Origin of the sequence: Pantoea sp. CTOTU46764 (assembly GCF_031974595.1) — a bacterium.
GTDB lineage: Bacteria > Pseudomonadota > Gammaproteobacteria > Enterobacterales > Enterobacteriaceae > Pantoea > Pantoea trifolii.
This window is the reverse complement of the sequence record NZ_DALYOQ010000069.1, coordinates 1-15829: the sequence shown is the minus strand read 5'-3', so window position 1 is coordinate 15829 and position 15829 is coordinate 1. Positions and strand designations below refer to the sequence as shown.

Sequence of the window (15829 nt, the reverse complement as noted above, 5' to 3'; positions counted from 1 at the left end):
AAACCGATGATTACCGTCGGCAGGAGCGTGCCGCCCAGCAGCCACAAATGCTGCGTGAAGGCCGCATCAAACACCGCCGTGCGGTTGGCGTACTCTTTCATAAGCGAGAGACGATCGAGATGACCGCTGAGTAACAGCGCCAGCGGCAACAGCCAGATTTGCAGATTGAGCACAATGCGCCACGGCGTACTGCGCGTGATTTGCCGAACCGCTTCCGCCGCCAGCAGCAGCGCCAGCGCCGCCGCGCACCACAAGCCACTACCAAACGCGGTGCGTGCCAGCGGGCTGCCGCTGTTCGCCAGTTCGCTGGCTTGCTGTCCGGCGAGCCAGATGAGCAAGGCCAGCAGCAACTCCGCCGCCAGCAGCACCGTTTTCGCGTGAATGCGGCGCGGCGACCACCACAAGCTCTGCCAAAGCCACAGCAGCGGAATCAACAGCAGTGCGCTGTTGGTCACCTCCCAGAAGGTCAGCGGTTGGCCAGAGACCAGCCGATTGGCGGCATAGCTCAGTAGCGGCAAGGCAAACAGCGCCAGCGTGATAAGCGTGATTAACACCAGCAGCACCGGCTGCTGGCGCGGTCTGAGTAACAACGATGACACTGCTTACAGCAACTTATTGGTCTGTAACCACTGTTTCGCGACCTGGCTGGCATCCTGACCATCCACCGCAATCTGTGCATTCAGCTGCTGCAGGGTTTTCTCATCCAGCTTGCTGAAGACCGGCTGCAGCCAGTTGCCGATGTCCGGATATTGCTTGAGCACGCTTTCACGGATCACCGGCGCAGGGGCGTAAATCGGCTGCACGCCTTTCGGATCGCTCAGCGTTTGCAGGCCCAGCGCCGCCACCGGACCGTCGGTGCCGTACGCCATCGCCGCGTTCACGCCAGAGGTTTGCTGCGCCGCCGCTTTGATGGTCACGGCGGTGTCGCCACCGGCCAGCGACAGCAGCTGCGCCTGCTCGAGTTTGAAGTTGTAGGCTTTTTCAAACGCCGGTAAGGCATCGCTGCGTTCGATAAATTCCGCCGAGGCGGCCAGCTTGAAGGTGCCACCTTTTTTCAGGTAGGCGCTGAGATCGTCCAGCGAGTTGAGGTTGTTCTTCTGCGCTACGTCACCGCGTACCGCAATCGTCCAGGTGTTGTTAGCTGGCGCGGGTGTCAGCCACACCAGATGATTTTTCTCGGCGTCGAGTTTTTTCACTTTCTCGTAGCCCTGCTGGGCGTTTTTCCATGCCGTGTCTTTCTCATCGTTGAAGAAGAAGGCGCCGTTGCCGGTATATTCCGGGTAGATATCCAGCTCGCCGGCGGTGATCGCACCGCGCACCACTTGCGTGGTACCGAGCTGGATTTTGTTGACGGTCTTTACCCCGTGTTTGTCCAGCACCTGCAGAATAATGTTGCCGAGAAGCGAGCCTTCGGTATCAATCTTGGAACCGACTTTGACCGGATCCGCCGCCTGCGCTGCACCCACGCTCATTGCCAATGCAATCATTCCCAATAAACCCTGCTTTATCATCTCGCTTCCCTCATTTGTTTTCATTGTGTGACTATCAAGCGTAGCCTGGCGAATCGGGATGGGCGCGGTCAAGCGGCTTACTTCGTGCTTTTTTTGCTATCAATATCGTATTGGCTATAACCAAAACGCAGCTCATATAGCCAAAAGGAATGTAAAGAATTTCACTGTGAAATGAGGAGTGTCAAAGAGTGTAATAAATACTTTTTATGCCTTGCAGCATTTATTGCAAAGAAATTTTCGAATTGGTAGAAAGAAAAGGATTAAATTAAATGCTTGCGATTTGTATCGTTGAGCCAAAATTATGGAAGATTAAAAAATATGCTGATGTATTTCCTGTCTCACTTCGTAAAATATGTTGAGGTTCCTGTAGCCCGAAATCTTATCAACAGCAGAAATTTATCCCGTAAACGACACAATCGCCTTTTGGCCAAATCTGGGGTAAAAATTGGGGATGAAAGCATCGTTACAACGCCTTTCTTTTATGAATTTGGCAATATAGCGATTGGCTGCCACGTATACATTAATGCCGGCTGCGTTTTTCTCGATAATTCGGCAATAACGATTGGGGATAATTCATTGATAGGGCCGAACGTGACGCTATCGACAGCAAGCCATCCATGTGGCCCGGCTCAAAGAAGTTGTCAATTGATTACAGCCCCGATAACTCTCGGAAAAAATGTGTGGTTAGGGGCCGGCGTCGTGGTCTTACCCGGCGTAACAATCGGAGATAATAGCGTTATCGCAGCAAATAGCGTTGTTACAGCGAATGTGCCAGAGAACGCCCTCTTCGCCGGCGCACCGGCTATCTTTAAACGGAACTTATGAACGTCGCATCCACAAAGCAATGTCCATGCTTCTATGCCGTCAGGCGAAACTCACCAAGCGTATGAGGGATGCGCGGGAAGGTGTGCAGAAACCACGGCGTGAACTGCGCCGGATTCTCCTGCATTTCCTGCTGAATTTGTGCAATCGAGCGATAGCACCAAGCATCGGCCTCTTCCGGGTTGAGGACCGGCTGCTCATCGCTGATGGCGAAGAACACGTGACCATACTCATGCTCGGTTAAGCCGTTACTCAGCGGCAGGTTGTAGCTCAGCTCAAACACCGGCGTTAACGCCAGATTCATGCCCATCTCTTCACGCAAACGGCGCTCAGCCGCGTCGCGCGTCGATTCCTGCGGATAGGGATGACTGCAGCAGGTGTTACTCCACAATCCTCCACAGTGATATTTCGTGCTGGCACGGCGTTGCAGCAGCACTTCATGGCGCGAATTGAACACGTAAACCGTCACCGCGCGATGCAGCAATCCTTTTTCATGCACTTCCAGCTTTTCCATTTTGCCGATAGGGCGATCGAGGTGGTCAACGAGAATAACTTCAATGGCGGGCATGACAACTCCTTCGGAAAATTCGCAGCTATTGTACACAACCTCCAACTTGTTGATGGAGGAAATAGCGCACATTCCGTGCGTTAACGTGGGCACACTAAAGCGTAGCAGCCTGCGGACAATTCAGCATAAAAAGGTGGGGAATGGCGTTAACGGAGGAGATGTGTGCGGAGGATGAGAAGGTCGCCATAAATGGCGACCCTACGGGAGGGTTGTGCCCGGTCGCCATTTATGGCGACCGATTTCACAAAACTTACAACTTAAAGCTCTGCACCACCTGCTCCAGCTGCACGCTTTGCTGCTGCATCGACTGCGCGGCGGCGGAAACCTGCTCGACCAGCGCGGCGTTCTGCTGCGTACTGCCGTCCAGCTGAGTAATCGCCACGTTCACCTGATCGATGCCCATGCTCTGCTCGCGGCTGGCCGACATGATTTCGCTCATCAGCGTGGTCACGCTGCTCACGCCCTGCATCAGCTCATCCATGGTTTGCCCGGCCTGCTCCACCAGCTGGCTGCCGGTATCGATATTCGCCACCGACTCCTCAATCAGCTTTTTGATTTCACGCGCCGAGTTAGCCGAGCGCTGTGCCAGGTTACGCACTTCCGATGCCACCACGGCAAAACCGCGACCCTGTTCACCGGCGCGCGCCGCTTCGACCGCGGCGTTCAGCGCCAGGATGTTGGTCTGGAAGGCGATGCTGTCGATAACGCTGATGATATCGACCACTTTGCGCGATGAGTGATTGATCGCGCCCATGGTGGTGACCACCTGACGCACCACTTCGGTGCCGCGTGCGGCAACCTGCGACGCGCCGTCCGCCAGCTGGTTCGCATGCGTGGCGTTGTCGGCGTTCTGCCGCACCGTGCCGGTCAGCTCTTCCATCGACGCCGCCGTTTCAACAATCGAACTGGCTTGCGATTCGGTACGTGCCGAGAGATCGGCGTTGCCGCTGGCGATTTCTCGCGAAGCCGCCGTGATCGCCAGCGCGCTGTCGCCCACCTGACGCATCAGGCCTTGTAGATAGGCGATGAACTGGTTGAAGCTCTGCGCCACGGCGTTGAATTCCGGGCTGTTGCTGGCAGGCAGACGCTGCGTCAAATCGGCGCCGCCGGTCGATAAGGCTTCGATATTGCTGTTGAGCACGGCGAGGCGTTTCATCATGGCTCGCACGAAGCCCAGCAGCACCAGCAGCAGGATCACCGCCAGCGGAATCTGCACCAGACCAAGACGTGTCAACATGCTGTGGGTTTGTGCATCCAGCAAGCTCGACGGCACATCGCTGGCCAGATACCACGGGCTGCCAGCAATAGCCTGTACGAACAGCGTGTGTTCGCCATCTTCACCTGCAAAGGTGGTTTGCGCGGGCTGACTGCCCGCCTGCGCCAACAGACCTTTCAGCGCGGACGCCATCGGCAGCTGGGTATCCGCGAGGTTTTCCAGCTTCGGCGCGCCATCTACCAGCGCAGCGTTACCCACCACTTTGCCGTCGGCTTCAACGATCAGTACGCGGCCCTGAATCGCCTCACCCATCTGTTTTGCCAGCTGGTTGAAGAAGCCGAGCGTCACGTCAATGGTCGCCACGCCCCACGCGGTGCCATCGCGATAGATCGCCATTGCACAGTTGGTACGCGGCTGCGGGCTGGCGGCATCCTGATAGGCTTTCGCCCAGACGCACTGGCCTTTAGGTGCGGCTAAACCATCTTTGTACCAGGATTGCTCCCAGTATTTGTCGGCGGCGTCCGAGTTCCAGTAGGTGTTGACCTGCAGCTGGTTGCTGGTGTTGCGCGCAAAGAATGAGCTGTTTTTCTCTTTGGCGGGATCGCGACGGTTTGGTAACGGCCAGATGCCGCCGCCGAACACATTGCTGTCCTGATATTGGTTAACCAAGGCAGGCAGTAAGGTATCGATGGCTGCGCTGTCCATCACGCCTGCGGCTTCGGTAATGGCGCGCTGTTGCGCCTGTACGCGGTTCATCTGCTCGACAATGCGTCCGGCCAGGCCGTCCACTTCGTAACGCACCAGACGACTTTCATTTTCGGAGAGTTGCGGCGCGATGAACTGATTGATTACCAGTACGGTAACCAGCATCAGAGCGGCAAAAAAGGCGACAAGCGTCGCGGTGAAACGGGATTGTGTTGTTTTGAACATTATGTGTGCCCTTACCCTGGTTGGCGAGTTGCCTGATCGAGGTTAACGGCGTGTTAATGGGGAACTTGAGGTGAGCGCGATCACAAAGCAGTGAAATAGTTGATTTGCGTGATAATTTAAAATCGTAGGGTCGGCATTGGTGCCGACCTGATTTACGGTGCGGGGGTTTCCACCACTTCCTGCCGTGGCCGAAACACATGATTATTACCGTCCGCCAGCAAACGTTGCAGCAGCTGCTGTCCACCGCGATCGTCAGCTTGGGCGAACTGGCGTTCGGCCTCGGTAATCGGCGTGGACCACAGCAGATTCACGCGATCACCATCGCGTTTCGGCAGGCGGAACTGCGCCGCTTCCGGCGCTAAATCATTCGCCAGCAGGAAGCTTTCAAAGCCCACCGGTGCCACTTCCGACGCCAGCGTATGCCCTTCGCCAATCCAGGTCAGACGCGCCCACGGCAGATGGGCAAACTCCGCCAGCGCGCTCGCCATCTGCACCGCATTGGCTTCGGTCATCACTTCACCGTCTACCGCCATCGCCAGCTCGACGCGGCGATACTGCGGGGCCAGCTCGTCAAACAGATGATCCACCTGCGGCATCGGGCGGATTCCCATGCCCAGGGTGAGGAAGTACCAAACGCCATTGTGCAAGTGCTGCGAAATCGCCATCGGCGGCCAGTTGCCCTGATCGATGGAGTAATATTTTACCGACTCGCCAAACTGCGCCTGATAACACTGCATCAGCTCGCGCTGCACCACATCCCACAAATGGCCGTCGTGCCAGTCGCGCCAAAAGTGACGCTGCTGTTCAGCGCGTGCGTAGTATTCGTTGGTGGAGGCCGATCCGAGCGGCGCGGTCAGGCGATTCTCTTTGATGCAGGCAGCAGAAAAACTCACCTGCTTATCCTGATACAGGCTCCAGCCGGGGATCACCGCCAGCAATTGGCCGTAATACCACAGCGCGGCGCCGTCGTCGCTGGGCTCCCACAGCACCTGTAATCCCGCCGGATCGAGCATCGGCTCGGCCTCCAGCGTGCGGCAATATTCGGCACTCAGCAGCGGAGCGATGCCCTGCTCCATCGCTTCACGATCTTCCTGCGCGGGTGCAGGCAGCAGGTTGCGCAGCCAGCAGCCGCGCACCGCGTATTGGCTGCGAAACAGGTCATTCGGCCAGATATAAAAATAGGCCGTACGCGCATCCTGTTCGACGATCGCGGTTAGTGTGTGTTGCTGATTCGGCACCTCAGCAATCAGAGGTTGGTGGGTCATAACGCCTCGATATTACCTGGAGGAATCCATTTTCCCCGAGAATAGAGCAGGATCGGCACTCGTGCCATGTGACACAAGGGTAAAACTCTCAAAGTGCGGTGGGAAATAGATGAGAGCGGCTTATAAATCGCCGCTTAACTGGCTGACAAGCTTCAGATTAATTTGCGATTCATTTACCATTTCGCGTGATATTGTTTGCACATTCGCCTCTTTGGAGCTGCCATCATGGTGCTGCAAAACCTCGATCTGAACCTGCGGGATGTGGTTATTTTCGTGATGTTGGTGTGGCTGTTTATCCGCTATACATGGGTGATGTCGTCGCTGACCTTGTTATTAAGTGGCGTGGCATTGCTGGTGTTATTACCGATTGATATCTATTACAGCCTGCTGCCGCTGGCGCTGATTGGCCTCGGGCTCGGCATGTTGCTGCACCATTATCAGCAACGTCAGCTGGCGCTAAAACGTCAAGCGCGCACACCGCGCACCTACACAAACAAGCAGGATGAGCTGCATCTGTAACCTTCAGCGGCCCATGCGCTGCATCGCACGGCTATAAGCGCCGCGCTGAATCGACCAGCGCAGCAGTGCGGCGATCACCGCCATTTCCCGATCCACGCGCCACTGCGTCAGCGGCGCAACCGGCTGCTGGATCTGCTGTTGCGCCCAGTCCGGCAACAATCCCATCCCCGCTTTCAGCATCACGCGCATGGCCGGTTTTGCCTGCCAGCTGGGCGCGGGCGCGTTAATCAATAACTGCATCACCTCCAGCGTGCGCGCATCGCAGATCAACTCAGGCCGCATCATCTGAAGATACGCCTCAACCGCCTGCACGCTTTTCGGCACCCGCTGCGCACCTAGCGCTTCGGCAACGAATGCCGCTTCCTGATAATAGCGATCCTGATCGGCGAGGCTGAGCTGCGGATTCTTATAGCGCAGATGCGCCGCCAGAAAACGGCTGGTTTCCGCGACGTGCACCCAGGTGAGCAGATGCGGATCGCTGGCGGCATACGGCTTGCCCGCGTTATCAACACCGGTGACACGCAGGTGAATACGTTTGACGCGGTCGATCAGGATATGGGCATCGGCGGTATTACCGAAGGTGGTGACGGCAATAAACTGGCTTGTGCGGCGCAGGCGGCCCATCATGTCCTGACGGAAATTGGAGTGATCCCATACGCCCGCCAGCGCCGCCGGATGCAGCATTTGCAGCATCAAGGCGCTGATGCCGCCGCACAGCATGGAGGTGAAGTCGCCGTGGACGCGCCAGATAACGTGGTCCGGGCCAAATAAGCCGGGATCGCCAGGCGGTTGCGAGATGTCGAATTCGTTGAGTGACAGGCCGTTAAGGCGGAAGACTTGCTGTTGGATGCGTTCGCGGATGTTCATGGGTTTGTGCTTGTGCGGTTAATGCCCTCACCCCGGCCCTCTCCCGCAAGCGGGAGAGGGAGAGGATCGCGACGGGATTGAATTCCGCACCCATCGGTTCCCTCTCCCGCGTGCGGGAGAGGGTTAGGGTGAGGGGCATCAGCGATTACAGATAATCAAACTGCGCATCCTGAGTGCGCACCGAATCCAGTCCAATCATTACATTGATTTTGCCTGGCTCGGCGACGTGCTGCATCTTCTGATTCCAGAATTTCAGCGCATCAACGTCGATTTTAAACTTCACGGTCTGTGATTCACCGGCTTTCAGCATGATGCGCTGGAAGCCGCGCAGCTCCTGCACCGGACGGCTAATGCTGGCCACCGGATCGTTAAGATAGAGCTGCACCACGGTCGCGCCATCGCGTTTACCGCTGTTGGTGACGGTCACTGACGCTTCCACCGAGCCGTTACGCGGCATGGTGCGTGACGACATCTTCACCGGCGATACGCTGAAGGTGGTGTAGCTCAGACCGAAACCAAACGGATAAAGCGGACCGTTCACCGCATCGTAGTAATGCGAAGTGTACTTGTTCGGCTTAGCAAAGTTGTACGGACGACCGGTTGGCAGATGGTTGTAGTAAATCGGAATCTGGCCCACAGAACGCGGGAAGGAGACCGGCAATTTGCCTGACGGGTTGTAATCGCCAAACAGCACATCAGCGATGGCGTTGCCGCCTTCGGTGCCGCTGAACCAGGTTTCCAGCATCGCATCGGCTTGCTTATCTTCATTCACCACCGTCAGCGGACGGCCGTTCATCAGCACGATCACCAGCGGTTTTCCGGTGGCTTTCAGCGCCGCCAGCAGCTTCTGTTGGCCAGGTGGAATGACGAGATCGCTGCGGCTAGAGGCTTCGTGCGCCATGCCTTGCGCTTCACCGACGGCGGCCACCACCACATCGGCTTTTTTCGCCTGTGCTACCGCTTCATCAATCAGCTCCTGCGGCGAGCGTTTATCCACGCTTACCGCTTGCTCATACAGATTGAGGAAGTCCTGAATACCTTTATTGTCGCTGATGTTAGCGCCTTTGGCGTACAGCACCGTGCCTTTGCCCGCCATCGCATTGCGCATGCCTTGCAGCAGCGGGATCGATTGTTTCGCCACGCCAGCGGCCGACCAGCTGCCCATGATGTCGCGCTGGCTGTCCGCCAACGGCCCCACCAACGCAATGGTGGCGTCTTTTTTCAGCGGCAGCGTTTCACGCCAGTTTTTCAACAACACAATGCTTTTGCGCGCCACGTCACGCGCTTCGGCGCGGTGCAAACGGCTTTCGGCATTGGTGTCCTGCGGATCGCTCTCCTTCGGTCCTAAATGGCTGTAAGGATCGTTAAACAGGCCCATGTCATATTTGACGTTCAGCACATGGCGCGCGGCATCATCCACTTCCGCCATGCTCACCGCGCCGCTCTTCACCAGGCCCGGCAGGTATTTGCTGTAATATTCGTCGCTCATGCTCATGTCGATGCCTGATTTCATCGCAATGCGCACCGCATCCTGCGGATCGCTGGCCACACCGTGTTTAATCAGTTCTTTAATCGCACCGTGATCGCTAATGGTGATGCCTTTGAATTTCCAGTCGCCACGCAGGATGTCTTTCAGCAGCCAACTGTCTGCCGTAGCCGGCGTGCCATTCAGCGAGTTGAGCGCCACCATTACGCCACCGCTGCCGGCATCCAGTGATGCTTTGTACGGCGGCAGATAATCCTGGAACAGGCGCTGCGGGCTCATGTCGACGGTGTTGTAATCTCGTCCGCCTTCCACTGCGCCGTAGGCCGCGAAGTGCTTCACGCTGGTCATGATCGAGAAGCGATCCGCCGCGCTTTTGCCCTGCATGGCTTTTACCATGCTGCTGCCCATTTGCGCGCTGAGGAAGGTGTCTTCGCCGAAGCCTTCTGAGCCGCGCCCCCAACGAGGTTCGCGTGACACATCAACCATCGGTGCCCACGTCATATTCAGGCCATCATCTGCGGCTTCATAAGCAGAGACGCGTCCCACCTCGGCGATGGCATCCAGATCCCAGCTCGCCGCCAGGCCGAGTGGAATCGGGAAGATGGTACGCTGACCGTGCACCACGTCATAGGCGAAGAACAGCGGAATTTTCAGGCGGCTGAGCTGCATCACCTGATCCTGCATGGCGCGAATATCCTGACGCGTCACGGTGTTGAAAATTGCCCCGACCTGACCATGCTGAATCATGTCGCGAACCGCCGATTTTGGCGTATCCGGTCCTACGCTGATCAAACGCATCTGCCCGATTTTTTCATCAAGGGTCATTTTGCTGAGCAGCTTATTCACAAAGGCGTCGCGCGCCTGTTCAGTCATCGGATGTGGGCCAAACAAGTCGTCCGCGAAAGCGGGCTGAATGGCTAAGGAGACAGCGAGGCTAACAGAGTAAATCCATTTCATCAGGTCGGGTTCTCTTAAGTGACTGCGCAATATCGAAATAACCGGGGCAGTTTGCCACAAGATGAGGATAGCAGGTAGCCGCCATGTCACACCGCGACCCTGTCGCTGACGCGTGCTACAGTAAATGCGCCATGTTAAAGACAAGGATAGGCCAATGAATAACAACACTTCGCACCCTACTCTGCTCGCCGAACTGCGTCGTCTGGTCGGATCGTCGAACCTGTTAACCGACGCGGAACAAACTGCGCGCTACCGCAAAGGTTTTCGCTCAGGCGAAGGCGAGGCGCTGGCGGTGATTTTTCCCGGTTCGCTGCTTGAGCTGTGGCGTGCGTTGCAGGCGCTGGTGAGCGCCGATGCGATCATCTTGATGCAAGCCGCCAACACCGGCCTGACCGAAGGTTCCACGCCAAACGGCAACGATTACGATCGTCCGGTGGTGATCATCAGCACTTTGCGTCTGGATAAATTGCAGCTGATCGACAGCGGCAAACAGATCCTCGCCTTCCCCGGCAGCACGCTGTATCAGCTGGAAAAGGCGCTGAAGCCGCTTGGACGCGAACCACATTCGGTGATCGGTTCCTCCTGCATTGGCGCCTCGGTGATGGGTGGCATTTGCAATAACTCGGGCGGATCGCTGATCAAACGCGGTCCGGCCTACAGCGAAATGGCGCTGTTTGCGCAGATTGATGCCAGCGGCAAACTCAAGCTGGTGAACCATCTCGGCATCGATCTTGGCCATTCGCCGGAAGAGATGTTGGGGCGGCTGGATGACGATCGCTGGCAGCAGAGTGATGTGCGCTGGGATGAACGTCACGCCTCGGATCACGACTACGCCGAGCGCGTGCGCGATATTAATGCGCAGACGCCAGCGCGCTTTAACGCCGATGAGCGTCGCCTGTTTGAAGCCTCCGGCTGCGCCGGGAAGCTGGCGGTGTTTGCCGTGCGTCTGGATACCTTCCCCACTGAACCGCAGCAGCAGGTGTTCTATATCGGCACCAACAATCCAGCGGAGCTGGGCGATATTCGTCGCCATATTCTGGCGGAGTTTACCCATCTGCCGGTAGCGGGCGAATATATGCACCGCGACATTTTCGACATCGCCGAGGTGTACGGCAAAGATACTTTCGTGATGATCGACAAACTCGGCACCGACAAAATGCCGCTGTTTTTCACCCTCAAAGGCCGCGTCGATGCCTGGCTTAGCAAGCTGAGCTGGGTGAAACCACATCTCACCGATCGCCTGTTGCAGCGCGTCAGCGGCTGGCTGCCGGCGCATCTGCCTAAGCGCCTTAAACTGTATCGCGACAAATATGAGCATCACCTGATGCTGAAGATGTCCGGCGACGGCGTGGCCGAAGCGCAGGCTTATCTGACCGAATATTTCCGCGAAGGCGGCGGCGCGTTCTTCGCCTGCGATGCCAAAGAGGGCGCACACGCGTTCCTGCATCGCTTTGCTGCCGCCGGTGCTGCGGTGCGCTATCACGCGGTACATGCCGATGAAGTGGAAGACATTCTGGCGCTGGATATCGCGCTGCGTCGTAATGATGAAGAGTGGTTTGAGCGTCTGCCAGCCGAGTTCGATAAGGATTTAAGTCATCGTCTTTATTACGGCCACTTCTTCTGCCACGTGTTCCATCAGGATTACATCGTGAAAAAAGGCGTGGATGCGCATGCGCTGAAAGAGAAGATGCTGGCGATTTTAGCCGCGCGCGGTGCCGAATATCCGGCCGAACATAACGTCGGCCATCTGTATCAGGCAAAACCGCAGCTGCAGGCGTTTTATCAGCAGCTGGATCCTACTAACAGTTTTAATCCGGGGATTGGTAAAACCAGTAAACAGAAGGGTTGGGCGGTGAAAGTTTGATTCAGTGCGGTTGTGGTGAAGGTGGCCATGAATGGCCACCCTACGGATTTATGGCAACGGATCGCTTTGCTGATCTTGTGCCGCAGCCATGGCGCGGCGCTCGATAATCATGGTTTGCGGCGTTGACAGCATAATGCCCTCTTTGCGCAGACGCGTCAGAATATCGAACAGTAAATCACTCTTGGCGCCGGAAATCTGACGCTGACCCGCCACGTTGCCGGTGACGCTCAACACGATGCCCGCTGGCGTCAAATCTTTGAACGACACGGACGGCTCTGGCGTCTCCAGAATGCGTTCATTCTCCTGATACACTTCCAGCAGAATTTCCCGCACCCGCACCGGATCGATATCCAGCGGGAAGGTCAGCAAGATGGTGACCACGCCCTGCGCATTGCCCATGGTGGCGTTACGCACGTTCTGCGAGATAAACTGCGAGTTCGGCACAATCACCGTTGATTTGTCGCCCAGCTGAATTTCGGTGGCGCGCACGTTGATGCGACGGATATCCCCTTCAATGCCGCTGATGCTCACCAGATCGCCGACTTTCACCGGACGTTCGGTCAACAGAATCAGGCCGGAGATAAAGTTCTTCACAATCTCCTGCAAACCAAAACCGATACCAACCGACAAGGCGCTGACGATCCACGCCAGCTTGTTCCACTGCAGGCCCATGATCGACAGCGTCAGCAGGATAATCAGCACGTAACCGATGTTGCTGAACAGCGTCACCAGCGACACGCGCATGCCAACGTCCATGGTGGTTTTTGGCAGGAAATCTTTATCCAGCCAGCGACGCACCGAACGCAGCACGTAAATCCCCACCACCAGACAAAGAATCGCATTGACCATGTGCGCCGGCACAATGTTCAGCGACTCCAGCCCTTTACCGCCCCAGAATTCAATCACCTTCTGGATCAGCTCAATCGGCGTTGATGAGGCAAACGTGCCGTTCAGCAGCGCCAGCGCCAGAATCGCAATCAGCAAGGTTTTACCCAGCGCGCTGAGCAGCGTCGCCGCCTGTTGCAGGTAGCGCTCATCGATATTCAGCGTGGTTTGCAGGCGCTTTCCGGTGGCATTGCTGGTTGAGAACAGGCTTTCGCAGCCGTCATTTACCAGATGGCTGAGGAAGTAGAACGAACCAAACAAGATGCCGCACCAAATCACTTCATAGCTGAGGAAGCGTGCCAGCGTGACGTAACCAATAATCAGCGAAACCAGGATGCCCAGCGCCGTCAGCATCAGCGCCAGCTGCACCAATCCCACCAGCGTTGAGCGCGCTTCAGGCTGATGACCTTCCTGCACCATGCGGCGGCGTACGCGGTTGATGCGCATGCCGATCGCCAGTCCGGTGCTGCCAATCAGCAGCGCGGTCAAGCCGTTAGCAAAAATAGTGGTGTTCAGACTGGTGCCGACGCTGTAGTTGAAGGCTTCCACCGTCTGGAAAACAAACACCAGCGCGGCGGTGAATGGCGGGAACGGCTTCAGTGCCAGCGCTACTTCGTTGGAGATGGCCGGCAGACGCCAGCTTGGGCGACGCGTTGAGAGGAACGCGCGGCCTAAACCGGCAATCAAGCCGCAATAGACGCTGAGCTGCACCAGACGCTCGACAAAATCCTGCACATCGCCAGAGACTTCGTCGCGGCGCGTAAAGGCCAGCGCGATGAAGTTGAAGGTGAGTACCACCGCCGCCAGCGTGGTGAGCGCGGTGGTGGCGGCGAGGAAGCTGCGACGTAAGCGTCCTTCCGGCATTTTATGAATGCTGACCCAGGCAAAGAACTCTTCGCTGTAGCGACGTCCCAGCGTCATCACCAGCATCGCCGCAAACAGCCAGGCGATGGTGCCAAAACGCCAACCCGATTCCCACGACAGCGCGGCGGTGTCCTGCAATTCGGCGATAAAATCGCTGATCTTCTCGCCATCCAGATCCTGGCTGCTCATCACCGGCGCCCAGAAACGCGGGCCGAGGATACTGCCGGAGTTCAGCGCCAGCTGGCTTTTCAGCTGGTCACGACGCAGGTTGACGATCTGTGATGACAGCACCAGTGCACCATTTTTGATGCCATCGGCTTGTTTGATCTGATCGTCCAGCTTGGCTTTCTGGCTCTCCAGCGCCGCACGTTTGCGCGTCACTTCGGGCGTCTCTTTTACGCCGCTGTCGGCTTTCGGTGCCGGGCCGAGCACCGCTAACTGGGCATCCAGCTGCTGCCCCTGCGGGATCAACGCCTGGCCGAGGGTTTCGGCATTACCGGAAAGCTCGAGCGCCATCTCATTAAGCTGGTTGAGCTGACTTTCATTGGTATCGCCTGAGACCTGACCTTTAATTTTGTCGAGAATTTTCTGCATCTTAGGCAGCTCGACCGAGGCATTAACCTTCGGTGCGGCGTCTTCTGCCTGATCGTTGGGCGGCGTGTCGGCGGCCACGCTCAGCGTGGGGGCTAACAGCACGAATAGCAGTAAAAACGGGGTAAACAGATGACGAAACTTGAACATATGAATGAGATTCCAGCGCAATAACAGCCGATAAACGCAAGTGCGATCGTGAATGGCGGCTAGTTTAAGACGTTGCCGACACTGAAACTATAGGAATGAAGGTGTAAAACTTTGGCGCTTACGATAAGCGTTTTTGCAGGTGCCCGGAAGCACCTGCGGGAGAATTATTCGTTATTGGCCGTCAAACCGGACTTCTGCTTTTTATACGCCAGCGCTGCGGCCGGAACCGGTGCGGCTTTGCCGGTTTCCAGCCAGTCGCGCAGGCGATTAGCATCGGCGAAATGGGTGTATTTGCCAAAGGCATCCAGCACCACCAGCGCTACCGGACGGTTGTTGATCACCGTGCGCATCACCAGGCAGTGCCCAGCTTCGTCGGTGTAACCGGTTTTGGTCAGCTGAATACGCCAGTCGTTTTTGTACACCAGATGATTGGTGTTACGGAACGGCAGCGCGTAGTTCGGATGTTTAAATACCGCAGTATCTTCTTTGGTGGTGCTCAGTTCGCCAATCAGCGGGTACTGACGCGTGGCTTTCACCAGCTTGACCAAATCTTCCGCGCTGGAAACGTTCTGAATCGACAGGCCCGTCGGCTCCACATAGCGCGTGTGCGTCATGCCAAGTGCACGCGCTTTGGCGTTCATGGCGCGGATAAACGCATCGTAACCGCCCGGATAGTGATGCGCCAGGCTGGCGGCAGCACGGTTTTCCGAGGACATCAGCGCCAGCAGCAGCATGTTGCGGCGGCTAATTTCGCTGTTCAGTTTGACGCGGGAGAACACACCGCGCATCTCAGCGGTATGGCTGATATCCACCGACAGCATTTCATCCATCGGCAGCTTGGCATCCAGGACCACCATCGCCGTCATCACTTTGGTGAGTGAAGCGATTGGACGTACACGGTTAGGATGGCTGGAGAACAGCACTTTGCCGTTTTCCAAATCAACAATCATGGCACTGCCGGAGGCGATTTGCGGTTGAGCAATCGGCGCCAGGTTCGAGAGTGCCGCCGGCGCAGCGTACGCGGGCGTTAAAGCGGCTGGCGCGGCGACAAACAGCGCCAGCGACAGCAAGGAAATACGCATTTTTGCAGACATCGTGTCAAAAAAATCCGGTAAGGAGTTTGCGCTGTGTTGAGACACAGGCCGCCCGCAACAATCCAGACAGGATGCGGGCTGGCAGCAGTATCATACGCACTTACCTGAGAAATTTCTTATAGAGATTGTTTCTGGGCGTTAAAAGGTCGCCATAAATGCCGTAATGCGGCTTAGTTTAGCCCCGAGCGACTTTCGTTCGCCATTTGCTGAGGCAGTTGCAGCACCTTCGTGCGGCGACCG

Annotated in this window: 11 protein-coding genes and 1 pseudogene; 3 read left to right on the top strand and 9 right to left on the bottom strand. The window is 56.8% G+C overall.

Annotated features, from left to right (window positions below; genetic code table 11):
* Both RTM06_RS18525 and RTM06_RS18520 read right to left on the bottom strand, forming a co-directional pair.
* Positions 1-599: pseudogene (locus RTM06_RS18525) on the bottom strand (ABC transporter permease); the annotation flags it as partial.
* Positions 600-602: 3 nt separating this feature from the next.
* Entirely contained in the window at positions 603-1511 is a 909-nt protein-coding gene (locus RTM06_RS18520; protein WP_008102632.1) for an ABC transporter substrate-binding protein, read from the bottom strand.
* A gap of 318 nt (positions 1512-1829) precedes the next feature.
* Between RTM06_RS18520 and RTM06_RS18515 the strand changes: the two genes are divergently transcribed.
* Positions 1830-2336, top strand: a complete 507-nt coding sequence (locus tag RTM06_RS18515; protein WP_312184152.1) for a DapH/DapD/GlmU-related protein — start codon at positions 1830-1832, stop codon at positions 2334-2336.
* Positions 2337-2367: 31 nt separating this feature from the next.
* On the opposite strand, the gene idi is transcribed toward RTM06_RS18515, so the two are convergent.
* The 3 genes from idi to RTM06_RS18500 form a co-directional block, all read right to left on the bottom strand.
* Complete coding sequence (gene idi, locus RTM06_RS18510; protein WP_265297312.1) at positions 2368-2901, bottom strand: isopentenyl-diphosphate Delta-isomerase; 534 nt, start codon at positions 2899-2901, stop codon at positions 2368-2370.
* Between the two features lie 250 nt (positions 2902-3151).
* Complete coding sequence (locus RTM06_RS18505) at positions 3152-5047, bottom strand: methyl-accepting chemotaxis protein (protein ID WP_312184150.1); 1896 nt, start codon at positions 5045-5047, stop codon at positions 3152-3154.
* Positions 5048-5199: 152 nt separating this feature from the next.
* Positions 5200-6312, bottom strand: coding sequence for a suppressor of fused domain protein (locus RTM06_RS18500; RefSeq protein WP_256695987.1), 1113 nt, complete (start codon positions 6310-6312; stop codon positions 5200-5202).
* A 225-nt stretch (positions 6313-6537) separates the two neighbouring features.
* Here RTM06_RS18500 and RTM06_RS18495 point away from each other — a divergent pair, with 225 nt between their 5' ends.
* Positions 6538-6831, top strand: a complete 294-nt coding sequence (locus tag RTM06_RS18495; protein ID WP_008102643.1) for a hypothetical protein — start codon at positions 6538-6540, stop codon at positions 6829-6831.
* Between the two features lie 3 nt (positions 6832-6834).
* Here the strand turns inward: RTM06_RS18495 and RTM06_RS18490 are convergent, their stop codons facing one another.
* Positions 6835-7698 carry an oxygenase MpaB family protein gene (locus RTM06_RS18490; RefSeq protein ID WP_265297317.1) on the bottom strand — a complete coding sequence of 288 codons (864 nt, stop codon included), beginning with the start codon at positions 7696-7698 and terminating at the stop codon, positions 6835-6837.
* A 145-nt stretch (positions 7699-7843) separates the two neighbouring features.
* Positions 7844-10141, bottom strand: coding sequence for a beta-glucosidase BglX (bglX, locus tag RTM06_RS18485; protein ID WP_312184149.1), 2298 nt, complete (start codon positions 10139-10141; stop codon positions 7844-7846).
* Positions 10142-10295: 154 nt separating this feature from the next.
* Here bglX and dld point away from each other — a divergent pair, with 154 nt between their 5' ends.
* Entirely contained in the window at positions 10296-12005 is a 1710-nt protein-coding gene (gene dld / locus RTM06_RS18480) for a D-lactate dehydrogenase (protein ID WP_312184147.1), read from the top strand.
* Positions 12006-12053: 48 nt separating this feature from the next.
* On the opposite strand, the gene RTM06_RS18475 is transcribed toward dld, so the two are convergent.
* Together RTM06_RS18475 and pbpG are read right to left on the bottom strand one after the other, a co-directional pair.
* A complete protein-coding gene (locus tag RTM06_RS18475; RefSeq protein ID WP_256695983.1) occupies positions 12054-14495 on the bottom strand; it encodes a DUF3772 domain-containing protein in 2442 nt (813 codons plus the stop codon).
* A gap of 164 nt (positions 14496-14659) precedes the next feature.
* Entirely contained in the window at positions 14660-15589 is a 930-nt protein-coding gene (gene pbpG / locus RTM06_RS18470; RefSeq protein ID WP_312184145.1) for a D-alanyl-D-alanine endopeptidase, read from the bottom strand.
* Positions 15590-15829: the final 240 nt, after the last annotated feature.